Raw genomic sequence first — 24,739 nt, 5'->3', positions numbered from 1 at the left:
CGCTATGACAGCACAGAATCTGCAGGGAGTCCTGGACTCATCCGGAGACACAGTGGACCTGCTGCGCAACTCGCAGCTGGGCGCCTATGTCTATCCGGTGGTCCCCACCGAGTTCTCCAACTGGCGCAGCGAGCAGCAGGCCTGGCGCCACGCCGCCGTGCTCTACGATCAGTCCCACCACATGGACAACCTGTTCATCAAGGGACCGGATGCGCTCAAGCTCATCGCGGACACCGCGGTGAACACGGTCTCCAACTTCGCGGTGAACAAGGCCAAGCAGTACGTCCCGGTGACCCCCTATGGGCATGTCATCGGTGACGGCATCATCTTCCGCGAGGCCGAGGAGGAGTTCGTGTACGTAGGCCGCAGCCCCGCGGCCAACTGGCTGCTGTTCCAGGCTGAGACCGGCGGCTACGACGTGGACGTGGAGGTGGACCGTCGCTCTCCCTCCGCACCGATGGGACGTCCGGTCTCGCGCAGGTGCTACCGCTTCCAGATCCAGGGACCGAACGCCTGGCAGGTCATCGAGAAGCTCCACGGCGAGCCGCTGGAGCAGCTGAAGTTCTTCAACATGAGCTGGATGAACATCGGCGGCCGCCAGGTGCGCACGCTGCGCCACGGCATGGCCGGCGCCCCCGGCCTGGAGATCTGGGGACCCTACGAGGACTACTACGAGGTCCGCGACATCATCCTGGAGACCGGCGCCGAGTTCGGCACCCGACCGGTGGGCTCGCGGACCTACTCCTCCAACACCATCGAATCCGGCTGGATCCCCTCCCCGCTGCCGGCCATCTACACCGGCGAGGAGCTGCGCAGCTACCGCGAGTGGCTGAGCGCCGACAGCTACGAGGCCAAGAACGCGCTGGCGGGCAGCTTCGTCTCGGAGAACATCGAGGACTACTACCTGACCCCCTGGGCCCTGGGCTACGGCGGGTTCGTGAAGTTCGACCACGACTTCATCGGCCGCGAGGCCCTGGAGAAGCTCGATCCGGCCTCCCAGTATCGCAAGGTGACCCTGGCCTGGAACGCCCAGGACATCAAGAAGGTCTGGGGCTCGCTGGTGGATCCGGACGGTCCACAGTACAAGTACTTCGACCTGCCGATGGCCCAGTACGGATCCTCCAACTACGACGCCGTCATCGACGCCGACGGGACCACGGTCGGCTTCTCCATGTTCACCGGCTACACCTATAACGAGCGCCAGGTGATCTCCCTGGCCACTGTCGCCCCCGATGTCCCGGAGGGCGCCGAGGTCAAGGTGATCTGGGGCGAGCCCGACGGCGGGACCTCCAAGCCCACTGTGGAGCGTCACGAGCAGATCGAGATCCGTGCTGTGGTCAGCCCGGTTCCGTTCTCCGCCGTGGCCCGCAGGGAGTACGCAGGGGGCTGGCGCACCGAGCAGTCCTGAGCTCCCTGCTCCGCCGGCCGCAGTCTCCAGCTGGCGCTGTCCATGGCAGGCTGAGGCCCCGGACCCGTCGGCCCGGGGCCTCAGCTGTGCCCGCTCCGTCCGAGCCCGCTCCCTTCACGAGCTGAGTTTCCGCCCCGCGGTATGAGCCGTCGCCCGCCGCACCGGACTGGGCGACGATGAGTCTCAGACAGCAGACGAAGGAGACTCCGATGAGCGAGCAGACAGGTTCCGATTCCAGGACCATCGACGGCGCCCTGGCCACCTTCCGCGAGACCATGCAGAAGGACGACTACCACCTCAGCTGGACGCTGTCCGAGCAGGACACCGTCACCGTGCAGATCCAGGCAGGCGCCGAGGCCTGCACCGACTGCCTCTCCCCGACTCCCGTCATGGAGGCGATCATGGGTCAGGCCCTGGCGGAGACGCCCTACACCTTGGAGAAGGTCATCCTGCCCGAGGAGCATTGATCCCGATCGCTGGGACTGTACCGCCGCGCCCCACAGCCTCGTCCTACGGTGGGCCCATGGGGCAGAGACACTCCGTCGCACCCTCGCGGCTGCTGCTGGTGGCGACCGTATTGGTGGTCGCGGCCAATCTCCGCCCTGCGATCACCCTGGTGGGCCCGCTCATCGAGCGCATCGGCGCAGAGACCGGGATGAGCGCCGCAGCCCTGGGCGTCCTCGGCGCCCTGCCGGTCTTCACCTTCGCCGCAGTATCCCTCTTCGTCCACCTGCTGGCCCGGCGCTGGTCCCTGGAACCGGTCATCACCGCCGCCCTGGGCATCCTGGTGCTGGGCACGTTGCTTCGCGCCGCCCCCGGCCTGCCCTATTCCCTGTTCGCTGGAACCATCATCCTCGCCGCCGCCGTGGGCGTGGTGAATGTGCTGCTGCCCATCGTGGTCCGCCGGGATTTCCCGGACCGGGTGCCCATGATGACAGGGGCCTACACCGCCGCGCTGACCGCTGTGGCCTCAGTGGCCTCCGGCATCGCCGTGCCTCTGGCCGATGGGATCGGATGGCAGTACGCCCTGGCCTCCGCCGCGCTGGTGGCCGTCGTCGGGACCGCGCTCTGGAGTCTGCGACTTCGCCGTGGGCACGCAGCGGCGGACCGGCCTCAGCCCGCTGAGGAGGCTCTGCCGGCAGAACGACCGGCGGAGCGCAGTGTCTGGCGCTCCGGGCTGGCCTGGCAGGTGGCCCTGTTCTTCGGGCTGCAGGCCTCGATGTTCTACTTCCTGCTCACCTGGCTGGCCGCCATCCACACCTACCACGGCTTCAGCGAACGCGCCGGCGGCTACAGCGTGGCCGCCTACCAGGGCATCGGGATCATCGGCACCCTCACCGTGGGGCGGCTGATGCAGCGCCTGGATGATCACCGCTGGGTGGCTCTCGGGCTCGGCACGGCCATGGCCGCGGGCCTCTGCGGAATGCTGGCGTTGCCGGCGCTGATGCCGCTGTGGGCGATGGTCTGCGGCTTCGCCTCCACCTCCACACTGCTGCTGGCGATGACGATGATCTCGTTGCGGGCCAACAGTCCGGAGCAGTCCACCCAGCTCTCCGGGATGGCGCAGGGACTGGGCTACATCATCGCGGGATCGCTGCCGATCCTCGCCGGTACAGTCTTCGACGCCACGGGCTCCTGGGTGCCTTCGCTGGGCGCGGCACTGGCGGTCACCGCCGTCTACACGGCCATCGGTTGGTTCTGCGGACGCAACGTCCATATCCGGCCGGCCGAGCAGCGCGCCTGAGGATCAGGCGTCGAAGAAGCTGCGCAGCGCCTCCACCCGGTCCAGACGTTCCCAGGGGAAGGACTCGCCCTCCTGGCCGAAGTGGCCGTTCTTTGCGGTCTCCCGGTAGATGGGACGCTTGAGGTCCAGGTCCTCGATGATGCCCAGGGGGCGCAGGTCGAAGACCTCGCTGATCGCAGCGGAGATCCTCACCGGGTCCACCTTCTCGGTGCCGAAGGTCTCCACGTAGACGCCCACGGGGTGGGCGCGGCCGATGGCGTAGGCGATCTGGATCTCGGCCCGATCGGCCAGTCCTGCGGCCACCACGTTCTTGGCCACCCACCGCATGGCGTAGGCCGCGGAGCGGTCCACCTTGGACGGGTCCTTGCCGGAGAAGGCGCCGCCGCCGTGGCGGGCGTAGCCGCCATAGGTGTCCACGATGATCTTGCGGCCGGTGAGTCCGGCGTCGCCCACCGGTCCGCCGACCACGAACGGACCCGAGGGGTTGATGATCTCGTGATGGGCGGCGGTGTCCAGGCCGGAGGCCTCGATCACCGGTGCGATGACATTGGAGGAGATGTCGGCCTGCAGCTGCTCTTGGCTGATCAGATCGTCATGCTGGGAGGAGACCACCACAGTGTCCAGGGCCACGGGGCGTGCACCGTCGTAGCCGATGGTGACCTGAGTCTTGCCGTCGGGGCGCAGGTACTCCAGCCCGCCTTCCTGACGCACCTGGGTCAGCCGCGCGGAGAGGCGGTGCGCCAGCGCGATGGAGGTGGGCATGTAGGTGTCGGTCTCATTGGTGGCGTAGCCGAACATGATCCCCTGATCGCCTGCACCCTGGGCGTCGCGGGGGTCCTGTGCGCCGCCGCGGGCCTCCAGAGAGTTGAACACGCCACCTGCGATGTCCGGGGACTGCTGGCCGATGCTCACTGAGACGCCCACCCGGGCGCCGTCGAAGCCGTTGGCCGAGGAGTCGTAGCCGATGTCCAGCAGTGTGTTCCGCACGATCTGCGGGATCTCCACATAGCCGGAGGTGGTGACTTCACCGGCCACATGCACCAGTCCGGTGGTGGTCAGCGTCTCGACGGCGACGCGGGAGTCCGGGTCGGCCGCCAACATGGCGTCCAGGATGGCGTCGGAGATCTGATCGCAGATCTTATCCGGATGGCCGATCGTCACCGACTCCGAAGAGAACAGGCGCAGAGAATCAGAAGTGGTCACCAGATCATCCTATCGCTGGAGCACCTGGGCGTTCATCCCCACTGTCATATGGGGACGCAGTGTCCCCGCCTGGTCCTAGAGCTGCTGCGTCGCTTCCAACAGCTGGGCGGCACGGCCGACGACGGCGACCGCCGCCTCCCGCTTGGACCCGGTGACGTGCACCGGGTCCGCATCCCCCAACACCCCCTGCGCGCCGAAGGAGGCCAAGATCTGGATCTCGGTCTGGTCCTGACCGAAGACGAGGTCCTCCCCCACCCGGTTGAAGACCAGCAGCTCGCAGCCTTTGCGCAGCAGCTTCTGCTGGGCGAGCTCCAGCGGGTCGGTGCTCTCGTCGCCGGTCTCTGCGGCGAAGCCGACGATGACGCCCGGACCTCGCCCGGAGGCATTGCGACGCCGCACCAAGTCGGCCAGGATGTCCGGATTCCGCTCCAGCGTGATCACCGGATTCTGGCCGTCCTCAGTCTTCTTGATCTTCGCCTGGGCGTAATCGGCCGGACGGAAATCGGCGACGGCGGCGGCCATGATGAGCATATCGGCGTGCTCGGCGGCGGCCAGCACTGCCTGCTGCAGCTGCTGGGCGGTCTCCACGCTCTGCACGGTGAGGTTCACCGGCAGCGGATGCGGGAGCTCGGCGTCGATGATGCCGGTGATCAGAGTGACCTCTGCGCCCTGGGCCGCGGCCTCCGCTGCCAGCGCGATGCCTTGCTTCCCGGAGGAGCGGTTGCCCAGATAGCGCACAGGGTCCAGAGGCTCTCGGGAGCCGCCGGCGGTGACGACCACTGTGCGGCCGCTGAGTCGGCCGGAGGGGGCGGTGTCGGGCTCGCCCTGGACCACGCCTACCCCAGGATGGAGCTCAAGCCCGCTGCGCGGCGAGCGGGCGTACCACTGACCGCCTTCTCCTGTGAGCTCATCCACCCGGGCCTTGATGTCCTCGGGTTCGGGCAGGCGCCCGGGCCCCGAGTCTTTGCCGGTGAGGCGTCCCACTGCGGGGTCCATCACCTGGAGGCCGCGCTCACGCAGCACGGCCACGTTCTCCACGGTGGCGGGGTTCTGCCACATCTCCGTATGCATGGCGGGCGCCATCAGCGTGGGTGCCTCGGTGGCCAGCAGGGTGGAGGTCAGCAGGTCATCGGCCATCCCGGCGCGCGTCCGAGCCAGCAGATCTGCGGTGGCCGGGGCGACGATCACCAGATCGGCCTCCTGCCCCAGCCGGACGTGGCGGACCTGCTCCACCCCTTCGAAGACGGAGGTGGTGACGGGACGGCCGCTGATGGCCTCCCAGGTGGCCCGTCCGATGAACTCCAGCGAGGAGGGGGTCGGAATGACGTCGACCTGATGCCCGTCCTCTCGGAGCAGGCGCAGGAGGATCACCGCCTTATAGGCGGCGATGCCTCCGCTGACCCCGAGGACGATGCGCATCAGGTCGATGTCTTCCAGCAGATTCTTCGGCTCAGGAAGCCGGTGCCTCTGCGGGGTGGTTCACCAGAAGGTCCTCGTTGATCTCACGCAGGGAGATGGACAGCGGCTTCTCGTTGAGCTTGGTGTCCACCAGCGGGCCCACGTACTCGAAGAGGCCCTCGTGCAGCTGCGCGTAGTATGCGTTGATCTGACGGGCACGCTTGGCGGCGAAGAGCACCAGGGCGTACTTGGAGTCGTTCTTCTCCATCAGGGAGTCGATCGGCGGATTGATGATGCCTTCGAGCTGCTCGGTCACTTGAAACTGCGTCCTTCGGTTGCGGTCGGGGAAAAGTCTGTGGCTGGTGCCGGCCTCAGGCGGCTGTGTCGAAGCCCATGAGCTTCACCAGTTCGGCTGCGGCACGTTCGACGTCGTCATTGGTGACGGTCACGTCGAATTCCGGTTCTGCCGCAAGTTCCATCTTAGCGGTTTCCAAGCGTCGCTGCTGTTCCTCTTCGCTCTCAGTGCCCCTGCCGATGAGCCGTGAGACCAGATCGTCCCAGGTCGGAGGCGCAAGGAAGACGAACTGAGCCTCCGGCATGGTCTGCCTCACCTGCCGCGCACCCTGCAGATCGATCTCCAGCAGCACGCTCTTGCCCTCGGCCAGCGCGCTCTCGACTGTGGAGCGCAGCGTCCCGTACCGGTGCTTCTTATGGACCGTGGCCCACTCCAGGAAGTCCTCGGCCTCCACCAGCTCGTCGAAGCGCACAGGATCGATGAAGTGGTAGTCCTCACCGTCCACCTCTGCCGGGCGGGGCGGCCGCGTGGTCGCCGAGACCGAGAAGTGCACCTGGGGGTACGCGCTGCGGATGTATCGACTCAAGGTGGACTTGCCCACAGAGGTCGGGCCGGCGAGGACGGTGACGGTGGGCTGCTGCTGATCCTGCAAAGGCATGCCCCACATCCTATCGCCCTCAGAACGGGTAGGGCGCGGTCTCCGGGCGCATTGTGAGCCACTGGATCTCGGTGAAGGCCTCCAGATTGGTGGTGGCTCCGCCGATCCGTGTGCCGTTGCCGGAGTCCTTGAACCCGCCGAAGGGTGCATGGGCCTCATCGGAGACCGTCTGCTCGTTGATGTGGATCTTGCCGGAGGTCACCCGATCGGCGATCTGCATCGCCTGACCCACGTCGCCCAGGATGCCCAGGGAGAGCCCGTACTCGTTGTCCTCCGCCAGGGCGATGGCCTCCTCCACATCGGAGAAGCGGATCACCGGGGCCACCGGACCGAAGATCTCATCGCGCCAGGCACGGTTGTCCGGTGTCAGATCGGTCAGGACAGTGGGGTTGTAATAGGCTCCGGAGGAGCTGCCGCCGGCGGCCACCTTGGCCCCGGCCTGGACTGCATCCTGGACGATCTCGTCGATCCGATTCAGCTGGTTCTCATCGATGATCGGCCCGATCACCGTGCTGGCCTCGGCGGGGTCTCCCACCGGCAGGTTCTTGGCCCTATCCGCCAGCTTGGAGACGTACTCGTCGTAGAGGGCGTCGTGGACGATGTGCCGCCCGGCGGTCATGCAGATCTGGCCCTGGTGCATGAAAGAGCCGAAGGCCGCTGCGGAGGCGGCCTGATCGGTGTCGGCATCCTCGAGCACGATCATCGCGTTCTTGCCGCCCAGCTCCAGATGGGCCCGCTTGAGCAGCCGGGAGCAGGTCTCCCCCACCTTGCGGCCGGCGGGAGTGGAGCCGGTGAAGGCCACCATCTCGACTTCGGGAGCCTCGACCACGGCGGCGCCGACGTCTCCGCCACCGGGCAGCAACTGGAGCAGACCTGCCGGCAGGCCGGCCTCCTCGAAGACGCGCATGATGCTCACGCCGCCGGAGACCGTGGTGCGCGGATCCGGCTTCAGCAGCACAGCATTGCCGGTGGCCAGGGCCGGCGCGACGGCGCGGATGGCCAGGATCAGCGGGAAGTTGAAGGGAGCGATGACTGAGACCACTCCGAGGGGACGGCGGCGGGCGAAGGACCAGCGGTCGTCATTGGAGGAGAGCACCTCACCCTGGGCCAGCGTGGGCAGGGACGCGGCGTCGAAGCATTCATTGGCGGCCACATGGGTCTCCAGGCCGGCCTTGGCGGCGATCCCGCCGGACTCGCGCTGGATCCACCAGTGGATCTCCTCAGCGTTCTGCTCGAAGAGGTCCCCGGCCTTCCGCAGCACGGCCGCGCGCTCCTCGGGCTTCTTCGCAGCCCACTCTTTCTGTGCGGCGGCGGCAGCTGTGGCCGCGCGCTGAGCGTCCTCAGGTGTGGCGAATCCCTGGGTGGCCAGCTGCTGGGAGGTGGCCGGCTCGATGACCGGCTGCGTGCCTCCGGATCCTGCCATCCATTCGTCGATGAAGATCTTTCCGTCCCATACGGCGGTGTCCAGCAGACCCATAGCAGTTCCCCTTAGAACAAGAGCTTGTGTGCAACATCACAAGTCCACCGTGTCAGGCGACACAGTGCAAGGGGGTCATCCATTCAACGAAATGCTCAGCTGAGGCTGTCCAGGTAATCCGACAGCGCAGCACGCTGCTTCACACCCAGTCCGCCGATGCGGCGGTTCTCCGAGATCCCCAGCTCCTCGAGCACCTTGCCGGCGGTCACACGGCCGACGCCGGGAAGGGACTCCAGGAGCTCGATGGTCTTCAGCCGGGCCACCGCCTCCGAGGACCCAGCCTTCGTCAGAACCTCGGCAAAGGTGGTCTTGCCCTCTCCGAAGCTCTGCTTCAGCTCGGCACGCTCGATCCGTGCCGCAAGAGCCTTCTTCCGGGCCGTATCGCGTTCTTCCTTGCTGAGTTCTCGCAGAGCCACGGTTGATTCTCCTCCAAGGGGGGGGGGTGGGGCACGCCGGACATCACATGTGCCAGAATCTAGCGGCAATCCTCGCAGGGGGCAATAGCCCACGACCCGGCTGAGGCCACTTTTCACACAGGAAGCTCCAGCTCAGACCACAGTCGGGCCGTTCAGACCAGCTCTGCCGCTGTCTTCTCCACGGCCCCCGCCAGCGCCGCCTCATCAGGCCCTGCGGCCAAGATGCTGCGCGAGGCGTTCACCAAGACCTGGGAGTAGGCGGAGCCGAAGTCATCGCGCAGGCTCTGTGCCGTCGCGCCCTGAGCCCCGTACCCCGGGGCCAGGATGGGAACGCTGCCGGCGGTCAGGTCGATGCCGTGCTCGGCGGCCAGCCCGGCCGTCGTGGCCCCGACCACCAGCCCGATGTCGGCCAACCGCCCCTGACGCTCTGCAGTGCCGCCGTCGGCCTGGGCCACTGCGCGGACGATCTGCTCGGTGACAGTCACCCGCTCACGCTGGGCCAGCTGCACCTCATGGCCCTCCGGATTGGAGGTCAGCGCCAGGACGAACAGCCCCGCTTCATAGCGCTGTGCGGCCTCCACGGCGGGAGAGAGCGAGCCGAAGCCCAGGAAGGGCGTGACGGTCAGCGCGTCCGCGGCGAACTCGGACTCCGGGTTCAGCCAGGCCTCGGCATAGGCCGCCATCGTGGAGCCGATGTCACCGCGCTTGGCGTCGGCCACCACCAGCAGTCCGGCCTCGCGGGCTTCCTGCTGGATCTCGGCCAGGGCCTGCATCCCGGAGACCCCGTAGTGCTCGAAGAAGGCTACCTGGGGCTTGATCACCCCGGCCCGGCCGGCCGCCGCGCCGATGACCCGGTGCCCGAACTCGCGCAGACCGGCGGCGTCGTCGCTCAGCCCCCAGGAGGCGAGCATGCCCGGATGGGGGTCGAGGCCAACACAGAGTCGACCATGCTGCTCCATGGCCGCAGTGAGCCTCGCCCCGAAGCCGACCGGGCCGCCCGCCGCCGCTGTCACCGGCCCGCCGCCTCGGCCAGACGCTGCTCGTGCTCCTGCAGCGAGGCGACCGACCAGGTGAACTGGCGCTGGGCCTCCATCGCCTGCAGGGCCGCACCGAATTCGGCCACAGTGGTGATCACCGGGGTGCCCATGGAGGTGGCTGCGGCGCGGATCTCGTAGCCGTCACTGCGGGCGTCGCCGCCGGAGGGCGTATTGATGATCAGCGCGATCTCTCCGCTCTGGACGGCCTCGAGGATGGTGCCGCTCTCGCCGCCGTCGACGTCGGCGATCTTGGCGACCACCTCAGTCTCGATGCCGTTGCGGCGCAGCACATCCGCAGTGCCTCCGGTGGAGACCACCTCGAAGCCCAGGTCCTTCAGACGCTTCACCGGCATGATGATCGCGCGCTTATCCCGGTTGGCCACCGAGACGAAGACCTTGCCCCTGGTGGGCAGCGGGTTGTTCGCGGCCTGCTGGGACTTGGCGAAGGCGGTGTCGAAGTGCTTGTCGATGCCCATGACCTCCCCTGTGGAGCGCATCTCGGGGCCCAGCAGCGAGTCCACCACGCGGCCCTCCTGAGTGCGGAACCGGGCGAAGGGCAGCACAGCTTCCTTCACCGAGACCGGAGCCCCCGGGGGCAGCAGAGAGCCGTCGCCGGTCTCCGGGAGCACGCCGGCGTTCGGGCGCCCGGATCCTGCGCGCAGCTCGGCGATGCCGATGCCGGTGCCGATATGCGCAGCGGCCTTGGCCAGCTGCACACCGGTGGCCTTGGAGACGAAGGGCACGGTGCGGGAGGCACGCGGGTTCGCCTCGATCACGTAGAGCACATCGGAGGCCACGGCGAACTGGATGTTGATCAGACCGCGCACCCCGACGCCGGCCGCGATGGCCTTGGTGGCCTCGCGCACCCGTTGCAGGACATCCGGTCCCAGGGTGATCGGGGGCAGCACGCAGGCGGAGTCGCCGGAGTGGATGCCGGCCTCCTCGATGTGCTCCATGATGCCGCCGAGGTAGAGCTCCTCGCCGTCGTAGAGTGCGTCCACGTCCACCTCGATGGCGTCCTCGAGGAAGCGGTCCACCAGCACCGGGTGCTCAGGAGTGACCTCCGTGGCATTGGCGATGTAGCGCTCCAGGCCAGGCTCGTCATAGACGATCTCCATGCCGCGTCCACCCAGGACGTAGCTGGGCCGGACCAGCACGGGGTAGCCGATGCCGTCGGCCACGCGCTTGGCGTCTTCGAAGCTCACGGCGGTGCCGTTCTTCGGGGCGATCAGGCCGGCCTTCTGCAGCACGTGGTCGAACTCGCCGCGGTCCTCGGCCAGGTCGATGGCCTCGGGGCTGGTGCCCAGGATCGGCACCCCGGCGTCGGCCAGCTGCTGGGCCAGCTTCAGCGGGGTCTGGCCGCCGAGCTGGACGAAGACACCGGCCACTCCCCCGGTGCGCTCCTCGGCTGCGATGATCTCGAGGACGTCCTCAAGGGTCAGTGGCTCGAAGTAGAGGCGGGTGGAGACGTCATAGTCGGTTGAGACAGTCTCCGGGTTGCAGTTGACCATGACCGTCTCGTAGCCGGCCTCGCGCAGGGCCAAGGTGGCGTGGACGCAGGAGTAGTCGAACTCGATGCCCTGTCCGATACGGTTGGGGCCCGAGCCCAGGATGATGACCGAGGGTTTCTCATGACCGCCGATCTCATCCTCACGGTCATAGGACGAGTAGTGGTAGGGCGTGAAGGCGGGGAACTCTGCCGCGCAGGTGTCCACCGTCTTGTAGACCGGACGGATGCCCAGGGCGTGACGGACGCCGCGGACCACGGCCGGATCCATATGGCGCAGCGCGCCGATCTGCTCATCGGAGAAGCCGTGGCGCTTGGCCGCACGCAGCGTTGCCACGTCCAGCTCCTCGGCGGAGCGCACACCCTGGGCCACCTCGTTGACCAGCTGCAGCTGATCCAGGTACCAGGGGTCGATGGCGGTGATCTCGAAGACCGTCTCCAGCGGAACGCCGGAGAGCAGGGCTCGCTGGACCTGGTAGAGCCGCTCCGTGGTGGCCGTCTTCATACCTTCGAGCAGAGCGTCGAGCTCCTGGCCCTCGGCGGGGGCGAAGTCGAACTCGCTGCCGCGCTGCTCCAGGGAGCGCAGCGCCTTCTGCAGCGCCTCGGTGAAGTTGCGGCCGATGGCCATGGCCTCCCCCACGGACTTCATCGTGGTGGTCAGCGTGGGGTCCGCGGCCGGGAACTTCTCGAAGGCGAAGCGCGGCACTTTGACCACCACATAGTCCAGAGTCGGCTCGAAGCTGGCCGGTGTCTTCTGGGTGATGTCGTTGGGGATCTCATCCAGGGTGTAGCCCACTGCCAGCTTGGTGGCGATCTTGGCGATGGCGAAGCCGGTGGCCTTCGAGGCCAGCGCCGAGGAGCGGGAGACGCGCGGGTTCATCTCGATGACCACCACGCGGCCGGTCTTCGGGTCCACGGCGAACTGGATGTTGCAGCCGCCGGTGTCCACGCCGACCTCACGGATGACGTCGATCGCGATGTCGCGCAGCTTCTGGTACTCGCGGTCGGTCAGGGTCATGGCCGGAGCCACAGTGATGGAGTCGCCGGTATGGACGCCCACCGGATCCAGGTTCTCGATGGAGCAGACCACCACGACGTTGTCGTTGGCGTCGCGCATCATCTCCAACTCGTATTCCTTCCACCCCAGGATGGACTCCTCCAGGAGCACCTCCGTGGTGGGCGAATACTGCAGGCCCGCGCCGGCGATCCGGTGCAGGTCCTCCTCGTCATAGGCCATGCCGGAGCCCAGGCCGCCCATGGTGAAGGAAGGGCGGACCACCATCGGGTAGCCCAGGTCCTCGGCGGCCTCCAGGGCCTCCTCCATGGAGTGGACGATCCGCGAGCGTGCGGACTCGCCGCCGGAGCGCTCGACCACGCCCTTGAACTTCTCACGGTCCTCGCCGAGCTCGATGGCTTCGATGTTCGCCCCGATGAGCTCCACACCGAACTTCTCCAGCACACCGTCCTTGTCCAGGGCGATGGCGGTGTTCAGCGCGGTCTGCCCGCCCAGGGTGGGCAGCAGGGCGTCGGGCCGCTCCTTCTCGATGATCTTGGCGACCACTTCGGGGCTGATCGGCTCCACGTAGGTGGCGTCGGCGAACTCCGGGTCGGTCATGATCGTGGCGGGGTTGGAGTTCACCAGGATGACCCGGATGCCCTCCTCCTTCAGCACGCGGAGCGCCTGGGTCCCGGAGTAGTCGAACTCGGCGGCCTGGCCGATGACGATCGGCCCGGAGCCGATCACCATGACGGAGTTGAGGTCGGTGCGCTTAGGCATGGAGAGCGGAACCTCCGGTGGTCTCGGCGGAGGCCGACGGCCTCCGGTCTTCAGGGGGAAGGGTGTCGGCGCCGGTGGTCACGCGGTCGCTGGTCAGCATCTCGACGAACCGATCGAAGAGGTAGGCCGAATCATGCGGACCGGCGGCGGCCTCCGGGTGGTACTGGACGGAGAAGGCGGGGATGTCCAGGCAGCGCAGTCCTTCGACGACGTCGTCGTTGAGGCTGGAGTGGCTGACCTGCACGCGGCCGTACTGCTCCTGCGGGGCAGTCACCACCTCGCCGATGGGTGCGTCCACGGCGAAGCCGTGGTTCTGCGAGGTGATCTCCACCTTGCCGGTGGCGTGGTCCATCACCGGCTGGTTGATGCCGCGGTGGCCGAAGGGCAGCTTATAGGTGCCGAAGCCCAGGGCGCGGCCGAGGATCTGGTTGCCGAAGCAGATGCCGAAGAACGGCTTCTTCGCATCCAGCACCGCGCGCAGCAGGCCGATCTGGGTGGCTGCGGTGGCCGGGTCGCCGGGGCCGTTGGAGAGGAAGACGCCGTCGGCGTCGAGCTGCTCGATCTCGGCGAAGGTGGTGGTGGCCGGCAGGACGTGCACGCGCAGGCCGCGCTCAGCCATGCGCACCGGGGTCATGTTCTTCAGCCCCAGGTCGATGGCGGCTACGGAGGCCAGCGGCTCACCCTGCCAGCCGTGGTCGGCCGGCTCCACCACATAGGCGGATTCGGCGGTGACCTCCTCGGCCAGGCGGGCGCCCTTCATCTCGGGCTGACTGCGGACCTCCTCGACCAGCTCGGCCATGGAGCGCGAGGCCGCCTCGCCGGAGAAGATGCCGGCCCGCATGGAGCCGCGGTCGCGCAGGTGGCGAGTGATGGCGCGGGTGTCCACATCCTTGATGCCCACCACGTCCTGGGCGGTGAGCTCCTCGTCCAGACTGCGCACTGAGCGCCAGTTGGAGGGACGGCGGGCGGCGTCGCGGACCACATAGCCGGAGACCCAGATCTTCCGGGACTCGAGGTCCTCGTCGTTGATGCCGGTGTTGCCGATGTGTGGGGCGGTCTGCACGATGATCTGACGCGCGTAGGAGGGGTCCGTCAGCGTCTCCTGGTAGCCGGTCATGCCGGTGGAGAAGACCGCCTCGCCCAGGCGGCTGCCGCGGGCCCCATAGGCGGTTCCCTCATGGACGGTTCCGTCCTCGAGGACGAAGAGAGCCGGTTCGATTCTCATGGGGTGTTGGACTCCTCATCAGGGTTGTCGCCGTGGGCGTCTGCTCCACGGCCGGTGAGCTTCTGCAGCTCACCCAGGAGCTGCTGGTGGGCTTCGGCATGGCGGACGCGGAAGGCGGTCTCCACGAACTCGTCGCCGAGCTGCCAGCCGATGATGAGCGCACCGTCGCGCTCGACGAATTTACCGACGACGCCGCGGTCGGTGCGCGTGTGCCGCAGGGCTTCCCGCATGATGAGAAAGTTCGGAGCCCCGGCACGCAGGACGGCGACGCCGGCCTCATGGACCTCCACGCGGCCGTCGGTGCGCAGCCCCAGGCTGTGGACTGCCACACGGTCCAGGTAGTCCTCGGCGCGGACGGTTCCGATCACCATCCCCTCACCGGCGGCCAGCGGTTCGGCGTCGATGACCTCGGCCGGGATCTCAGCCGGTGCGGGCAGATGCGACTGGCGGCGCTTGCGGTTACGCCAGCCCAGCCAGATCAACGCCCCGAAGAGCAGGATCGCGCCCAGCGAGACCCAGAAGTAGTTCAGGTAGGTCATGGTCATGGCGAAGGTCATACCAGTGCTCCTTCCCGGACCACAGCCCGGCCGTTGAGGACGGTGGTGCGCACCTGGCCGGGCAGCTCCATGCCGCGGAAGGGCGAGTTCCGCCCCTTGGAGGCATGCTGGGCCGGGTCCACCGTGCGGCTGGCCTCGGGATTCAGCAGGATCAGGTTGGCGGCCTCACCGGCGGCCAGCGGGCGGCCCTGGTGGGCGTGCCGGTAGATCTCGGCGGGCTTGGCGGAGGTGATCTCCGCGACGCGGCGCCAGTCGATCAGCCCTGTCTCCACCATGGTCATCTGCACCACGGAGAGTGCGGTCTCCAGCCCGGTCATGCCCATGGCCGCCTGGGACCATTCGCATTCCTTGGCCTCAGTGGGGTGCGGGGCGTGATCGGTGCCGATGACGTCGATGGTGCCGTCGGCCAGGCCCGCGCGCAGCGCATGGACATCAGCCTCGGTGCGCAGCGGCGGGTTGACCTTGTACACCGGGTCATAGCTGCGGACCAGCTCATCGGTGAGGATCAGGTGGTGCGGGGTGACCTCAGCGGTGACATCGATGTCGCGCTCCTTGGCCCAGCGGATGATCTCCACGCTGCCCTGGGTGGAGACGTGGCAGATGTGCAGCCGCGAGCCCACGTGCTGGGCCAGCAGCACATCGCGGGCGATGATCGCCTCCTCGGCCACTGCGGGCCAGCCGGGCAGACCGAGCTCGGCGGAGACGCAGCCTTCGTTCATCTGGGCGGGCGTGTCGGTGTCCCAGCCGGTCAGCGCCGGCTCCTGAGCGTGCTGGGCGATGAAGCCGTCGAATGCCTTCACGTACTCCAGTGCCCGGCGCATCAGCACCGGGTTGTGCACACAGTGACCGTCGTCGGAGAACATCCGCACCTGGGCGGAGGACTCGGCCATCGCACCCAGCTCGGCCAGCTTCTCACCGGCCAGGCCCACGGTCACCGCGCCCACCGGGTAGACCTCGGTGTATCCGGCGTCCAGTCCCAGCCGGTGCACCTGTTCCACGACGCCGGCCGTATCCGCCACCGGTGAGGAGTTGGCCATCGCATGCACGGCGGTGAAGCCTCCCAGTGCTGCGGCGCGGGAGCCGGTGGCCACCGTCTCGGCGTCCTCCCGGCCGGGCTCGCGCAGGTGGGTGTGCAGGTCCACCAGACCGGGCAGGGCGATCTGCCCCTCGGCCTCGATGGTCTCCACCTCGGTGCCCTGGGCACGCAGCTGCTCGGCCTGCCCGTCGGCCTCGGTCCCGACGGCGGCGATGCGGCCCTCGGAGATCAGCAGGTCCTGGGGCTCCTCGCCGTAGGGGCGGGCACCGGTGACCAGAAGTGCGGGATTCGCGGGGGCGGTCATGAGTCATCAGCTCCTGTCAGCAGCAGGTGGAGCACCGCCATGCGCACGGAGACACCGTGGGAGACCTGGTCGAGTGCGTGGTTCAACGGGGAGTCCGCGGCTGCTGAGGAGACCTCAACGCCCCGGTTCATGGGGCCGGGGTGCAGGAGCATGGCGGGGCAGTCGGTCTCCCCCAGCCGCAGCCGCTCCAGCGTGGCCAGCCGCTCATCGGTGAGCCCCCAGCGTCGGGTGTATTCGGCGGCCGTCGGGAAGAAGCCTCCGCCCACCATGCGCTCGGCCTGGACGCGCAGCATCATCGCCGCATCCGGTGTGCGTCCGGCAGAGTCGGGGGCCAGTGCCTCGTCGAAGCTGTAGTGGACAGTGACGGGCCAGGTCTCCACCCCCACCGGCAGCAGCGTGGCCGGGGCGACGAGCCCCACCTCTGCACCGAGCGTGTTGAGCAGCCAGATGTTCGAACGCGCCACCCGGGAGTGCAGGATGTCGCCGACGATCAGCACCTTCATGCCGCTCAGATCGGTGCCCCGCGGGGACTGGTCGGGCCCGTGGTGGGCGGCATGCCAGCGGCGGCGCAGGGTCAGAGCATCCAGCAGGGCCTGGGTGGGGTGCTCATGGGTTCCGTCTCCGGCGTTGACCACAGCACAGTCGGTCCAGTCGGAGGCGGCCAGCTGGGCAGCGGCTCCGGAGGCCCAGTGCCGCATGACCACGGCGTCGGCCCCGATGGCTTCCAGGGTCTGGACGGTGTCCTTCAGGGACTCCCCCTTGGAGACCGAGGACCCCTTGGCGGAGAAGTTCATGACATCCGCCGAGAGCCGCTTGGCGGCCGCCTCGAAGGAGATGCGCGTGCGGGTGGAGTCCTCGAAGAACAGGTTGACCACGGTGCGTCCGCGCAGCGTGGGGAGCTTCTTGACCTCGCGAGCCGAGACTCCGGACATCTCCTCGGCGGTGTCCAGGATGCTCAGCGCGTCCTCGCGGCTGAGGTCAGCGGTGGAGAGCAGGTGCCTCATCGGGTGATCACCACACCCTCCTGCTCAGCGGAGACGCCGTCGGTCTCGGCCAACTTCACCGAGACCCGCTCCTCGCGAGAGGTGGGCAGATTCTTCCCCACATGATCGGCGCGGATGGGCAGGTCACGGTGCCCGCGATCCACGAGCACGGCCAGCCGGACGGTCTGGGGCCGTCCCAGATCGGAGAGGGCGTCCAGGGCCGCACGGATGGTGCGCCCGGAGTAGAGGACGTCGTCCACCAGGACGACCGTGGCCCCGTCCACGCCGGCGTCGGGCACATGCGTGGGCTCAGGGGTGCGGGCGGCTCCGGAGCGGAGGTCGTCCCGGTACATGGTGATGTCCAGAGCTCCGACGGAGGCGGCCGGGTCGAATGAGGGGTCGATCCGCGCCAGCTTCTCCCCCAGCCGAACGGCCAAGGGCGCTCCGCGGCGCGGGATGCCCAGCAGCATGAGGCCCTCGGTCCCCCGCTGGGTCTCGACGATCTCATGCGCGATGCGCGTCAGTGCCCGCTCCACATCGGATGCGGACATGACCTGCGATGATTCTGCAGTCTCAGGTGTCGCCACCATAGACTCCTTCCTCGCCTCACGGGACGATCCTTAAAGGAGGTCTTGAAGTGTGTATCAAGTTATGCCGGGTGTCAGCTTACCTCAGCCGAGCTCGAGGGTCGGCTTCAGCTTCTGCAGCCGGCCGAGCAGGCCGTTGACGAAGGGCGGGGACTCATCGGTGGAGAGCTCCCGCGCCAGCGCCACGGCCTCGGCCACGGCGACGCCGTCGGGGATCTCCTCGTTGTAGAGCAGCTCCCAAGCCCCGATGCGCAGGGCCATGAGGTCCACCCGCGGCATCCGGTCCAAGGTCCATCCGCGGGCGTAGGTGGACAGGAGCTCGTCGATCTGCTCCTGCTCGGTCTTCACACCGTCGAGGATCTCGACCACATAGTCGTTGACGATGAGATCGGCCTTCTCCCGGCGGACACGCAGGACCTGCAACGGGTCCATGTCCCGCTGCTCGGCCTCGAAGAGGACTTCGAGGGCCCGGCGTCGTGCTTTGCTTCTCTTTGCCACTGTTCTCCGTGCGCCGTTCAGACTCGGCCGAGGTACTCGGAGGTGGAGGTGCTGACCTTGACCTTGGTGCCCTGCTCCACGAACAGCGGGACCTGGATCTCGTGACCGGTCTCCAGGGTCGCGGGCTTGGTGCCTGCCTTGGAGCGGTCACCCTGCAGACCCGGATCGGTCTGGGTGATCTCCAGGACCACCGAGGGCGGCATCTCGATGTAGAGCGGGGTGCCCTCGTTGATGGCCAGCTGGACCTCAGCGGACTCCAGCAGGAAGTTGGCGGCGTCGCCGACCACAGTGGCCGGGACGGTGACCTGGTCGAAGTCGCGCAGGTCCATGAAGACGTAGTCTTCGCCGTCCATGTAGAGGTACTGATAGGTGGAGCGGTCCACCGTGGCGAACTCAAGCTTGGCACCGGCGTTGAAGGTCTTGTCGACCACCTTGCCCGAGGTGATGTTCTTCAGCTTGGTGCGGATGAAGGCGCCGCCCTTGCCGGGCTTGACGTGCTGGAACTCCAGAGTGTTCCAGAGCTGGCCTTCCAGCTTGAGCACAGAGCCGTTCTTGATGTCGTTCGAGGTTGCCACAGGTGCGTCTCTCTCTGATCTGCTTCTTGGACCGACGGGTAATTCTACAGTGTCTCTGGCAGGACCCTAGATGGTCACCGTGGTGCCGGTGACCGGCTCGGCGATCTCCTGGTACGTGGTGAACAGGATCGAGGCGTCCGGGATCTCCACTGTGGCCGGGCGTCCCTGGCCGTTCAGCAGCACGAAGCGCAGCTGGTCGCCGCGGTTCTTCTTGTCCCGGCGGATGCCCTCCAGCAGCTGGGACCAGCGGTCGTCCCGGTAGGTGGTGGGCAGGCCCAGGGAGGTCAGGATGTTCCGGTGGCGGTCCGCGGTCTCATCGTCCAGGCGGCCCAGGCTGCGGGCCAGCTCGGCGGCGAAGACCATGCCCACGGCCACCGCAGCGCCGTGGCGCCACTGGTAGCGCTCGGCCAGCTCGATGGCGTGGGCCAGGGTGTGTCCGTAGTTCAGGGACTCGCGGACGCCGGACTCCTTGGGGTCCTCTCCGACCACACCGGCCTTGACGGTGATGGCGCGCTCGATGAGCTCCCGCAGCTGCCAGGAGTGCGGATTCTGGGCCTGATCCGGGGCCGACTCGATGATCTCCAGGATCTTCTCATCGGCGATGAAGCCGCATTTCACGACTTCGGCCAGACCGGCCACCAGCTCATTGCGCGGCAGGGTCAGCAGAGTGTCCAGATCGGCCAGCACGCCGGCGGGGTGGTGGAAGGAGCCCACCAGGTTCTTGCCCTCGGCAGAGTTGATGCCGGTCTTGCCGCCGATGGCGGCGTCCACCATGCCCAGCAGCGTGGTGGGCATATGGACCACACGCACCCCGCGCAGCCAGGTGGCGGCGACGAAGCCGGCGACGTCGGTCACCGCACCTCCACCCACGGAGACCACCGCATCGGAGCGGGTGAAGTCGTTCTGCCCCAGGACCTGCCAGCAGAATGCGGCCACCTGGATGTGCTTGCCCTCTTCGGCGTCGGGGATCTCGGCGACCATGGCGGTGTAGCCGGCCTTCTCGAGGTCCTCACGGACCACATCGCCGGTGGCGCGCAGGGCACGCGGGTGGATGACCAGGACGCGCTCGGCCTGAGCGCCGATCATCTCGGGGAGCTTGGCGAGCAGCCCGTTGCCCACGAGTACGTCATAGGATCCGGCACCGGCGCTGCCCACCTCCTGTCCGGCATCCCCGCTCTGGCCGACCCTGATCACCGTCGGTTCGGGCTCGGTCTGGGGAGTTCCGTTCTCAGCCTCGTGGCTCATGGAGTGGTGTCATCTCCTGATGGGGTGGGGTTCAGTCTGGCAACTATGGTATCTACCCTGGTTTCGATGCTCTCATCATCGGCTGGGAGAACCATATCTGCACAGGCCCGGTAGATGCCCTCGCGCTCGGCGTAGATGCGCTTCCAGGCCTCCATGGGCTCGTCTCCGAGCACCGGGCGTGTGGTCCCGTCGCCGATGCGCAGGGCGGCCTGCTCCTCCGTGATGTCGAGCATGATCACCATCTGCTCGCCCAGCAGCGCGCGGGTGCGCTCGTCCATCACCGCACCGCCGCCCAGGCTGATGACCGAGGGCCGGGGCGAGTCCAGCAGCTCCGCGACCACCCGGTGCTCCCGCTCCCGGAAGTCCTTCTCACCGTGGGTGGTGAAGTAGTCCGGGATAGGGCCGTAGCGGGCCACGAAGAAGTGGTCGGAGTCCACATGGGGCCGGCCGAGCCGTCGGGCCAGGGCGGCGCCCACAGTGGACTTGCCCGAGCCCATCGGACCGATGAGCACAATGTTGGACATGCTCAGAAACCTGCGGGCGCCTGGAGGGGGTCGCCGGCGCTGCCTGCTGCCTCCGGGTTCTCCCCCACCACGGGCAGGTTCGCGAGGTAGCTCTCCATATTGCGGCGAACCTCGGCCACAGAGTCCCCGCCGAACTTCTCCAGCACGGCCTGGGCGATCACCAGGGCCACCATGGCCTCGGCCACGACGCCGGCCGCAGGCACGGCGCAGACATCGGAGCGCTGGTGGTGGGCGGTGGTCTCCTCACCGCTGGCGGTGTCGACTGTGCGCAGGGCGCGCGGGACGGTCGCGATGGGCTTCATGCCTGCACTCACGCGCAGCATGCCGCCGACGCTCATGCCGCCCTCCACGCCGCCGGCCTTATTGCCGTCGCGGCGCAGCGTGCCGTCCTCGCCCCGCTCGATCTCATCGTGGGCCTGGGTGCCGCGACGCCGAGTGGTCCGGAAGCCGTCTCCGACCTCCACTGCCTTGATCGCCTGGATGCCCATCAGGGCTCCGGCCAGGCGTGCGTCGAGTCGGCGGTCCCAGTGGACATAGCTGCCCAGTCCCGGGGGCAGGCCGTCCACGACGACCTCCACGACGCCGCCGAGAGTCTCCCCCGCCTTATGGGCGTCGTCCACCTCGGCCACCATCCGTTCGGAGGTGGCGGCGTCGAAGCAGCGCAGCGGGTCGGCGTCGAGGGCGTCGACATCATCGGCATGCGGCACCGAAGCATCCTCCGGAACCTCCACGGGGCCGATGACGGTGGTGTGGGAGACGGTCCGGATGCCCAGCTCGGCCAGGAAGGCCTGGGCTGCGGTGCCCAGGGCCACGCGGGTGGCGGTCTCACGGGCGGAGGCGCGCTCCAGCACGGGACGGGCCTCGGAGAAGCCGTACTTCTGCATGCCGGTGTAGTCGGCGTGACCGGGGCGCGGGCGGGTCAGCGGAGCGTTGCGGGCCAGGCCCTCCAGCTCGGCGGGATCCACCGGGTCCGGGTTCATGACCTTCTCCCATTTGGGCCACTCAGTGTTGCCGACCTCGATGGTCAGCGGGCCGCCCTGGGTGATGCCGTGGCGGACGCCGGCCAGCATGGTGACCTGGTCCTGCTCGAACTTCATCCGCGCACCGCGGCCATAGCCCAACCGGCGACGGGCCAGGGTGTCCTGGACCATCTGACTGGTCAGTCGCACTCCGGCGGGAAGCCCCTCAAGGATTCCGACGAGTGATTTTCCGTGTGATTCTCCGGAGGTCAGCCAACGCAACATGGACCCCATCCTATCCGTGCCTGTGCCCGGGGACGTCACAGTCCCAGGGCGCTTCTCATCTGATGAACCATGGCAGAGTGATCCTCTGCCGACTGGGCGGCCGCAGGGGCCTGCGCACCGTCGGTGAAGAGCTCCACCTGCCGCACCGCCTGGTGCAGCAGCATGACCAGTCCGCTGACCACTGTGCCGCCGGCGCGCTCCCATCCCAGGGCGAGCTGCGAGGGCCAGGGGTCATAGGCGACGTCCAGCAGCGGGATCCCGGCAAGGTTCCCGACCGCGGCGAACTCCTCGGCCAGGCCGTCTGCGGCGCGCGGGGGCAGCGTGGAGATGGCAGCACTCAGCGAGGGGGCCTCCACGACGAACTCCGCACTGGGCCGCAGGGTGAGCTGAAGCCCCAGAACTTGGGCCACCGGCGCCAGGCTCGCAGCGCGCTCAGGCGATCGGGCGTAGACGCACACCTCGGTGCTGCCGAGCTCCGCCGCCGCGGCCAGTGCCGCCGAGGCGGTCGCACCGGCGCCGAGGATGCCCAACGGCCTCTCCGAAGACTGCCCTGCGGACACAGAGCCCAGCCCGGCCTCACGCAGAGCCTCCACGATGCCGTCCACATCAGTGTTCTCCCCGTGGAGGCTCCCATCGGCCTGACGGATCACGGTGTTGAGCACGCCCAGGGTCTTCACCCGGGAGGAGGTGACCGCCATGTGCGAGACCATCGCCGCCTTCAGCGGCATGGTCACCGACCAGCCCAACCAGCCCTGCTCGTGAGCGTAGGCGGCGAGGAACTCCTCCACGCCCTCCTCCTGGAGGTCGATGCGCGTGTAATCGATGTCCAGGCCGAGGTGGCCGTAGGCCGCGGCATGCAGCAGCGGGGACTGAGAGTGCCCGATCGGGTGACCGAGCACCGCCGCCCGCCCCATGGATCCAGGGGTGGTGGATGCGGTCACGATCATTCTCCGGGCTCGACGGCTTCGGCCTGCTCGGCGGGCTCGCCGGAGCAGATCTCGGAGTTCTCCTCGCAGTACTCGTTGAGCATCTGCACGTTCTCCTGGTGGTCGCTGTAGGTGGTGGCGAAGAGCGTCTCGCCGGTCTCCAGGTCCACCGTGACCCAGTAGAGATAATCGTTCGCATCGGGATCGGCCACCGCCGCCAGAGCCTCCGGATGAGGAGCCTCGATGGGCCCCGGGGTCAGCCCGGTGTGCTGGTAGGTGTTGTACTCGTTGTCTGCGTCCTCACGCTCTTCATCGGTGAAGTGGATCTGCTGGGTGCCGAGTCCGTAGATCACCGCGGCGTCGATCTGGAGGTAGCCCTCCGTCTCGCTGTCCTCATCGCCCTGTTCCTCGAGACGGTTCTCGATGGCACCGGCGATGGTGGCGTAGTCGCCGCCGTCGGCGTCGTAGTGCGCCTCTGCGGTGACCAAGGAGGCTTTGGTGATGAGCTCGAACTGCTCGCCCTCCTCGACTCCGAGCTCCTCGAGCTCTTCGAAGGTGCGCTCAACGGGCTCCCGCAGGATCTCCTCGGCACTGGCCTCCACCGTGGGGCTGTACTCGCCCACGGCCAAATAGCCCTCGAGGGTCTCTGCCCCCTCAGGCAGGCCGAGCTGCTGCGGGTTCTCGTTGATCTCGCTGAGCTCGCGGCGGTCCACGCCGGTCTGCTCGGCGATGGCGTCGAGCACATCATCGATGCGCATACCGGAGTTGATGCTGAAGTAGTGGGAGGCTTCCTCACCGTCGAAGATCGCGGCGATGGCGTCTTCGGCCGGCATCTCCTCGTAGAGGGCGAAATCGCCGGTGCGCAGCAGGTCATCGCCGCCCTCGGCCTGCCAGGCCGACCAGGCCTCGTTCAGCGCCTCTTCGCTGGCGACGATCTCCTCATCCACCAGGCGGTTGAAGATGGCCTCCGGGACGTCGCCCTCGGTCACGGTGAACTCCACCGTGTCTCCGGCCACCTGGTCATAGTCCTCCGGACCGCCTCCGCCGAGGAAGGCGCCCACCGCCCAGACGAAGCCGATGACCAGCACGGTGAAGCCGGCCAGAGCCGCGGCCAGGGTCAGGTTGCGACGACGCCGGCGCTGACGGCGCCGCTGAAGGACAGTGCGGCTCACGCTGCTGTCCACCGGGGTGACGGTCTGGTAGCCGCGGCCGTAGCTGGAGGAGGAGATGAGCAGCGGGGTGCCGTCCTCATCATGCTCGATGCGCTCCTGGAACTGCTCATCATCCTCCAGATGGTCATCCAGGAAGTCGCGGGGGCGATCCTCGTGGAGCTCCACCGGGCCCTCCTCATGGGGCTCCGCCGGGGACGCTGCACGGTGCGGGGAGACCACGGACTCGAAGGGCTCTGCGGGGGTGGCGGCCGGACGTGCGGGCTCTGGCTCCTCCGGAGTGTCTGCCGGCTGGTTCTGCGCGGCGGAGGCTCCTGCGGCGGGTGCGTGGACGCTGCTGACCGGAAGCGGCTTCGGCATCTCCTGCTTCTGCAGCTGAGCCGGCGACTGCGCGGCCTCCAGCTGAGCGCGGCGTCGAGAGGGTGCCGGGGATTCTGCGCTGGATGCGCTGCTCTTCGGAGCTGGGCTGCGGCGGGCTGCGCCGGTCTCCACCGGACTGGGCTGACGGGTTCCTCGTACCCCCGCGCGGGAGGCGCTCTTCTTCTGCCGGGCACCGTTGGAGCTGGCCGCCTTCTGCTGCGGCGCCTCCTGGTCGAAGATGCTCTGGTCGAAGACCTCATCGGAGGAGCCTGCCTCGGACCGGGTGACGGGCTTGCGGGGAGCGGACTTCTCCCCCTCCTCTTCGCGGAGAGCCTCATCGAAGCTCAACCGACGCCGCAGGGACTCTTCCCGCTCGCGCTCTGCTGCAGCTGCGCGCTCCCGCGCCTCGCGGATCTCGCGACGGCGACGACGGGAGCCCACCTCATGCGGCTGTTCATCGCTCACGCGGGGGTCCTCACTGAAAGTCGACGGCAATACTCTTCAGGCCAATGTTCGCTGGGCACAGTCAGACAGTCCTCTGCCTCTGACCTGTCCATCGTAATCTATCCGTGACCTTCTGTGCTCG

At 68.0% G+C, this 24,739-nt stretch carries 23 protein-coding genes; 3 read left to right on the top strand and 20 right to left on the bottom strand.

The annotated features are described in order from the left end of the window. Positions 1 to 4 precede the first annotated feature (4 nt). The 3 genes from ligM to IEW85_RS03980 all read left to right on the top strand — a co-directional run bounded on the left by ligM (position 5) and on the right by IEW85_RS03980 (position 3,152). Positions 5 to 1,408: a vanillate/3-O-methylgallate O-demethylase gene (gene ligM, locus IEW85_RS03990; RefSeq protein ID WP_188682869.1), complete on the top strand. Its 1,404-nt coding sequence runs from the start codon at positions 5 to 7 to the stop codon at positions 1,406 to 1,408. A 209-nt stretch (positions 1,409 to 1,617) separates the two neighbouring features. Beyond that, a complete protein-coding gene (locus tag IEW85_RS03985) occupies positions 1,618 to 1,875 on the top strand; it encodes a hypothetical protein (RefSeq protein ID WP_188682867.1) in 258 nt (85 codons plus the stop codon). Between the two features lie 56 nt (positions 1,876 to 1,931). Continuing rightward, positions 1,932 to 3,152: an MFS transporter gene (locus IEW85_RS03980; RefSeq protein WP_188682866.1), complete on the top strand. Its 1,221-nt coding sequence runs from the start codon at positions 1,932 to 1,934 to the stop codon at positions 3,150 to 3,152. Positions 3,153 to 3,155: 3 nt separating this feature from the next. On the opposite strand, the gene metK is transcribed toward IEW85_RS03980, so the two are convergent. The 20 genes from metK to IEW85_RS03880 form a co-directional block, all read right to left on the bottom strand. Then, positions 3,156 to 4,358 carry a methionine adenosyltransferase gene (gene metK / locus IEW85_RS03975; RefSeq protein WP_188683002.1) on the bottom strand — a complete coding sequence of 401 codons (1,203 nt, stop codon included), beginning with the start codon at positions 4,356 to 4,358 and terminating at the stop codon, positions 3,156 to 3,158. Between the two features lie 72 nt (positions 4,359 to 4,430). Beyond that, positions 4,431 to 5,774: a bifunctional phosphopantothenoylcysteine decarboxylase/phosphopantothenate synthase gene (locus IEW85_RS03970; protein ID WP_188682865.1), complete on the bottom strand. Its 1,344-nt coding sequence runs from the start codon at positions 5,772 to 5,774 to the stop codon at positions 4,431 to 4,433. A gap of 31 nt (positions 5,775 to 5,805) precedes the next feature. Then, positions 5,806 to 6,069 carry a DNA-directed RNA polymerase subunit omega gene (gene rpoZ / locus IEW85_RS03965; RefSeq protein ID WP_188682864.1) on the bottom strand — a complete coding sequence of 88 codons (264 nt, stop codon included), beginning with the start codon at positions 6,067 to 6,069 and terminating at the stop codon, positions 5,806 to 5,808. Positions 6,070 to 6,124: 55 nt separating this feature from the next. Beyond that, the gene (gene gmk, locus IEW85_RS03960) at positions 6,125 to 6,706 is read right to left on the bottom strand and encodes a guanylate kinase (protein WP_188682863.1); all 582 of its coding nucleotides are present in this window, start codon (positions 6,704 to 6,706) and stop codon (positions 6,125 to 6,127) included. Positions 6,707 to 6,725: 19 nt separating this feature from the next. Further along, positions 6,726 to 8,183 carry an aldehyde dehydrogenase family protein gene (locus IEW85_RS03955; protein ID WP_188682862.1) on the bottom strand — a complete coding sequence of 486 codons (1,458 nt, stop codon included), beginning with the start codon at positions 8,181 to 8,183 and terminating at the stop codon, positions 6,726 to 6,728. A 95-nt stretch (positions 8,184 to 8,278) separates the two neighbouring features. Then, on the bottom strand, positions 8,279 to 8,599 hold the full coding sequence (gene mihF, locus IEW85_RS03950; protein WP_188682861.1) for an integration host factor, actinobacterial type: 321 nt from the start codon (positions 8,597 to 8,599) through the stop codon (positions 8,279 to 8,281). Positions 8,600 to 8,751: 152 nt separating this feature from the next. Further along, positions 8,752 to 9,612: an orotidine-5'-phosphate decarboxylase gene (gene pyrF / locus IEW85_RS03945; protein ID WP_268234648.1), complete on the bottom strand. Its 861-nt coding sequence runs from the start codon at positions 9,610 to 9,612 to the stop codon at positions 8,752 to 8,754. After that, positions 9,609 to 12,920, bottom strand: a complete 3,312-nt coding sequence (gene carB / locus IEW85_RS03940) for a carbamoyl-phosphate synthase large subunit (protein WP_188682859.1) — start codon at positions 12,918 to 12,920, stop codon at positions 9,609 to 9,611. The genes pyrF and carB overlap by 4 nt, the downstream gene beginning before the upstream one ends. Further along, positions 12,913 to 14,145, bottom strand: coding sequence for a glutamine-hydrolyzing carbamoyl-phosphate synthase small subunit (gene carA / locus IEW85_RS03935; RefSeq protein WP_188682857.1), 1,233 nt, complete (start codon positions 14,143 to 14,145; stop codon positions 12,913 to 12,915). The genes carB and carA overlap by 8 nt, the downstream gene beginning before the upstream one ends. Continuing rightward, positions 14,142 to 14,702, bottom strand: coding sequence for a PH-like domain-containing protein (locus IEW85_RS03930; protein ID WP_188682855.1), 561 nt, complete (start codon positions 14,700 to 14,702; stop codon positions 14,142 to 14,144). Before IEW85_RS03930 ends, carA begins: the two co-directional genes overlap by 4 nt. Continuing rightward, positions 14,699 to 16,042: a dihydroorotase gene (locus tag IEW85_RS03925; protein ID WP_188682853.1), complete on the bottom strand. Its 1,344-nt coding sequence runs from the start codon at positions 16,040 to 16,042 to the stop codon at positions 14,699 to 14,701. Before IEW85_RS03925 ends, IEW85_RS03930 begins: the two co-directional genes overlap by 4 nt. Further along, on the bottom strand, positions 16,039 to 17,046 hold the full coding sequence (locus IEW85_RS03920) for an aspartate carbamoyltransferase catalytic subunit (RefSeq protein ID WP_188682851.1): 1,008 nt from the start codon (positions 17,044 to 17,046) through the stop codon (positions 16,039 to 16,041). Before IEW85_RS03920 ends, IEW85_RS03925 begins: the two co-directional genes overlap by 4 nt. Further along, entirely contained in the window at positions 17,043 to 17,615 is a 573-nt protein-coding gene (pyrR, locus tag IEW85_RS03915; RefSeq protein ID WP_188682849.1) for a bifunctional pyr operon transcriptional regulator/uracil phosphoribosyltransferase PyrR, read from the bottom strand. Before pyrR ends, IEW85_RS03920 begins: the two co-directional genes overlap by 4 nt. Before the next feature lie 81 nt (positions 17,616 to 17,696). After that, entirely contained in the window at positions 17,697 to 18,110 is a 414-nt protein-coding gene (gene nusB / locus IEW85_RS03910) for a transcription antitermination factor NusB (RefSeq protein ID WP_188682847.1), read from the bottom strand. Positions 18,111 to 18,127: 17 nt separating this feature from the next. After that, complete coding sequence (gene efp, locus IEW85_RS03905) at positions 18,128 to 18,685, bottom strand: elongation factor P (protein WP_188682845.1); 558 nt, start codon at positions 18,683 to 18,685, stop codon at positions 18,128 to 18,130. A gap of 66 nt (positions 18,686 to 18,751) precedes the next feature. Next, positions 18,752 to 19,930, bottom strand: a complete 1,179-nt coding sequence (gene aroB / locus IEW85_RS03900; protein ID WP_188682843.1) for a 3-dehydroquinate synthase — start codon at positions 19,928 to 19,930, stop codon at positions 18,752 to 18,754. Beyond that, on the bottom strand, positions 19,927 to 20,454 hold the full coding sequence (locus IEW85_RS03895) for a shikimate kinase (RefSeq protein ID WP_188682841.1): 528 nt from the start codon (positions 20,452 to 20,454) through the stop codon (positions 19,927 to 19,929). Before IEW85_RS03895 ends, aroB begins: the two co-directional genes overlap by 4 nt. Positions 20,455 to 20,456: 2 nt before the next feature. After that, positions 20,457 to 21,698: a chorismate synthase gene (gene aroC, locus IEW85_RS03890; protein ID WP_188682839.1), complete on the bottom strand. Its 1,242-nt coding sequence runs from the start codon at positions 21,696 to 21,698 to the stop codon at positions 20,457 to 20,459. Between the two features lie 35 nt (positions 21,699 to 21,733). Next, entirely contained in the window at positions 21,734 to 22,639 is a 906-nt protein-coding gene (locus IEW85_RS03885) for a shikimate dehydrogenase family protein (protein ID WP_229658764.1), read from the bottom strand. A 2-nt stretch (positions 22,640 to 22,641) separates the two neighbouring features. Continuing rightward, on the bottom strand, positions 22,642 to 24,618 hold the full coding sequence (locus tag IEW85_RS03880; RefSeq protein ID WP_188682837.1) for an endolytic transglycosylase MltG: 1,977 nt from the start codon (positions 24,616 to 24,618) through the stop codon (positions 22,642 to 22,644). Between the last annotated feature and the right edge of the window lie 121 nt (positions 24,619 to 24,739).

This window comes from Nesterenkonia cremea (assembly GCF_014642675.1).
GTDB lineage: Bacteria > Actinomycetota > Actinomycetes > Actinomycetales > Micrococcaceae > Nesterenkonia > Nesterenkonia cremea.
This window is presented reverse-complemented; position numbering and strand designations above follow the sequence as displayed.

What these genes read in the sequence shown, in the direction of transcription:
- ligM (WP_188682869.1), top strand. Translation starts at nt 5, where the DNA reads ATGACAGCACAGAATCTGCAGGGAGTCCTGGACTCATCCGGAGACACA.
- IEW85_RS03985 (WP_188682867.1), top strand. Translation starts at nt 1,618, where the DNA reads ATGAGCGAGCAGACAGGTTCCGATTCCAGGACCATCGACGGCGCCCTG.
- IEW85_RS03980 (WP_188682866.1), top strand. Translation starts at nt 1,932, where the DNA reads ATGGGGCAGAGACACTCCGTCGCACCCTCGCGGCTGCTGCTGGTGGCG.
- IEW85_RS03970 (WP_188682865.1), bottom strand. Translation starts at nt 5,774, where the DNA reads ATGCGCATCGTCCTCGGGGTCAGCGGAGGCATCGCCGCCTATAAGGCG.
- gmk (WP_188682863.1), bottom strand. Translation starts at nt 6,706, where the DNA reads ATGCCTTTGCAGGATCAGCAGCAGCCCACCGTCACCGTCCTCGCCGGC.
- IEW85_RS03955 (WP_188682862.1), bottom strand. Translation starts at nt 8,183, where the DNA reads ATGGGTCTGCTGGACACCGCCGTATGGGACGGAAAGATCTTCATCGAC.
- carB (WP_188682859.1), bottom strand. Translation starts at nt 12,920, where the DNA reads ATGCCTAAGCGCACCGACCTCAACTCCGTCATGGTGATCGGCTCCGGG.
- carA (WP_188682857.1), bottom strand. Translation starts at nt 14,145, where the DNA reads ATGAGAATCGAACCGGCTCTCTTCGTCCTCGAGGACGGAACCGTCCAT.
- IEW85_RS03930 (WP_188682855.1), bottom strand. Translation starts at nt 14,702, where the DNA reads ATGACCTTCGCCATGACCATGACCTACCTGAACTACTTCTGGGTCTCG.
- IEW85_RS03925 (WP_188682853.1), bottom strand. Translation starts at nt 16,042, where the DNA reads ATGACCGCCCCCGCGAATCCCGCACTTCTGGTCACCGGTGCCCGCCCC.
- IEW85_RS03920 (WP_188682851.1), bottom strand. Translation starts at nt 17,046, where the DNA reads ATGAGGCACCTGCTCTCCACCGCTGACCTCAGCCGCGAGGACGCGCTG.
- pyrR (WP_188682849.1), bottom strand. Translation starts at nt 17,615, where the DNA reads ATGGTGGCGACACCTGAGACTGCAGAATCATCGCAGGTCATGTCCGCA.
- aroB (WP_188682843.1), bottom strand. Translation starts at nt 19,930, where the DNA reads ATGAGCCACGAGGCTGAGAACGGAACTCCCCAGACCGAGCCCGAACCG.
- IEW85_RS03895 (WP_188682841.1), bottom strand. Translation starts at nt 20,454, where the DNA reads ATGTCCAACATTGTGCTCATCGGTCCGATGGGCTCGGGCAAGTCCACT.
- aroC (WP_188682839.1), bottom strand. Translation starts at nt 21,698, where the DNA reads ATGTTGCGTTGGCTGACCTCCGGAGAATCACACGGAAAATCACTCGTC.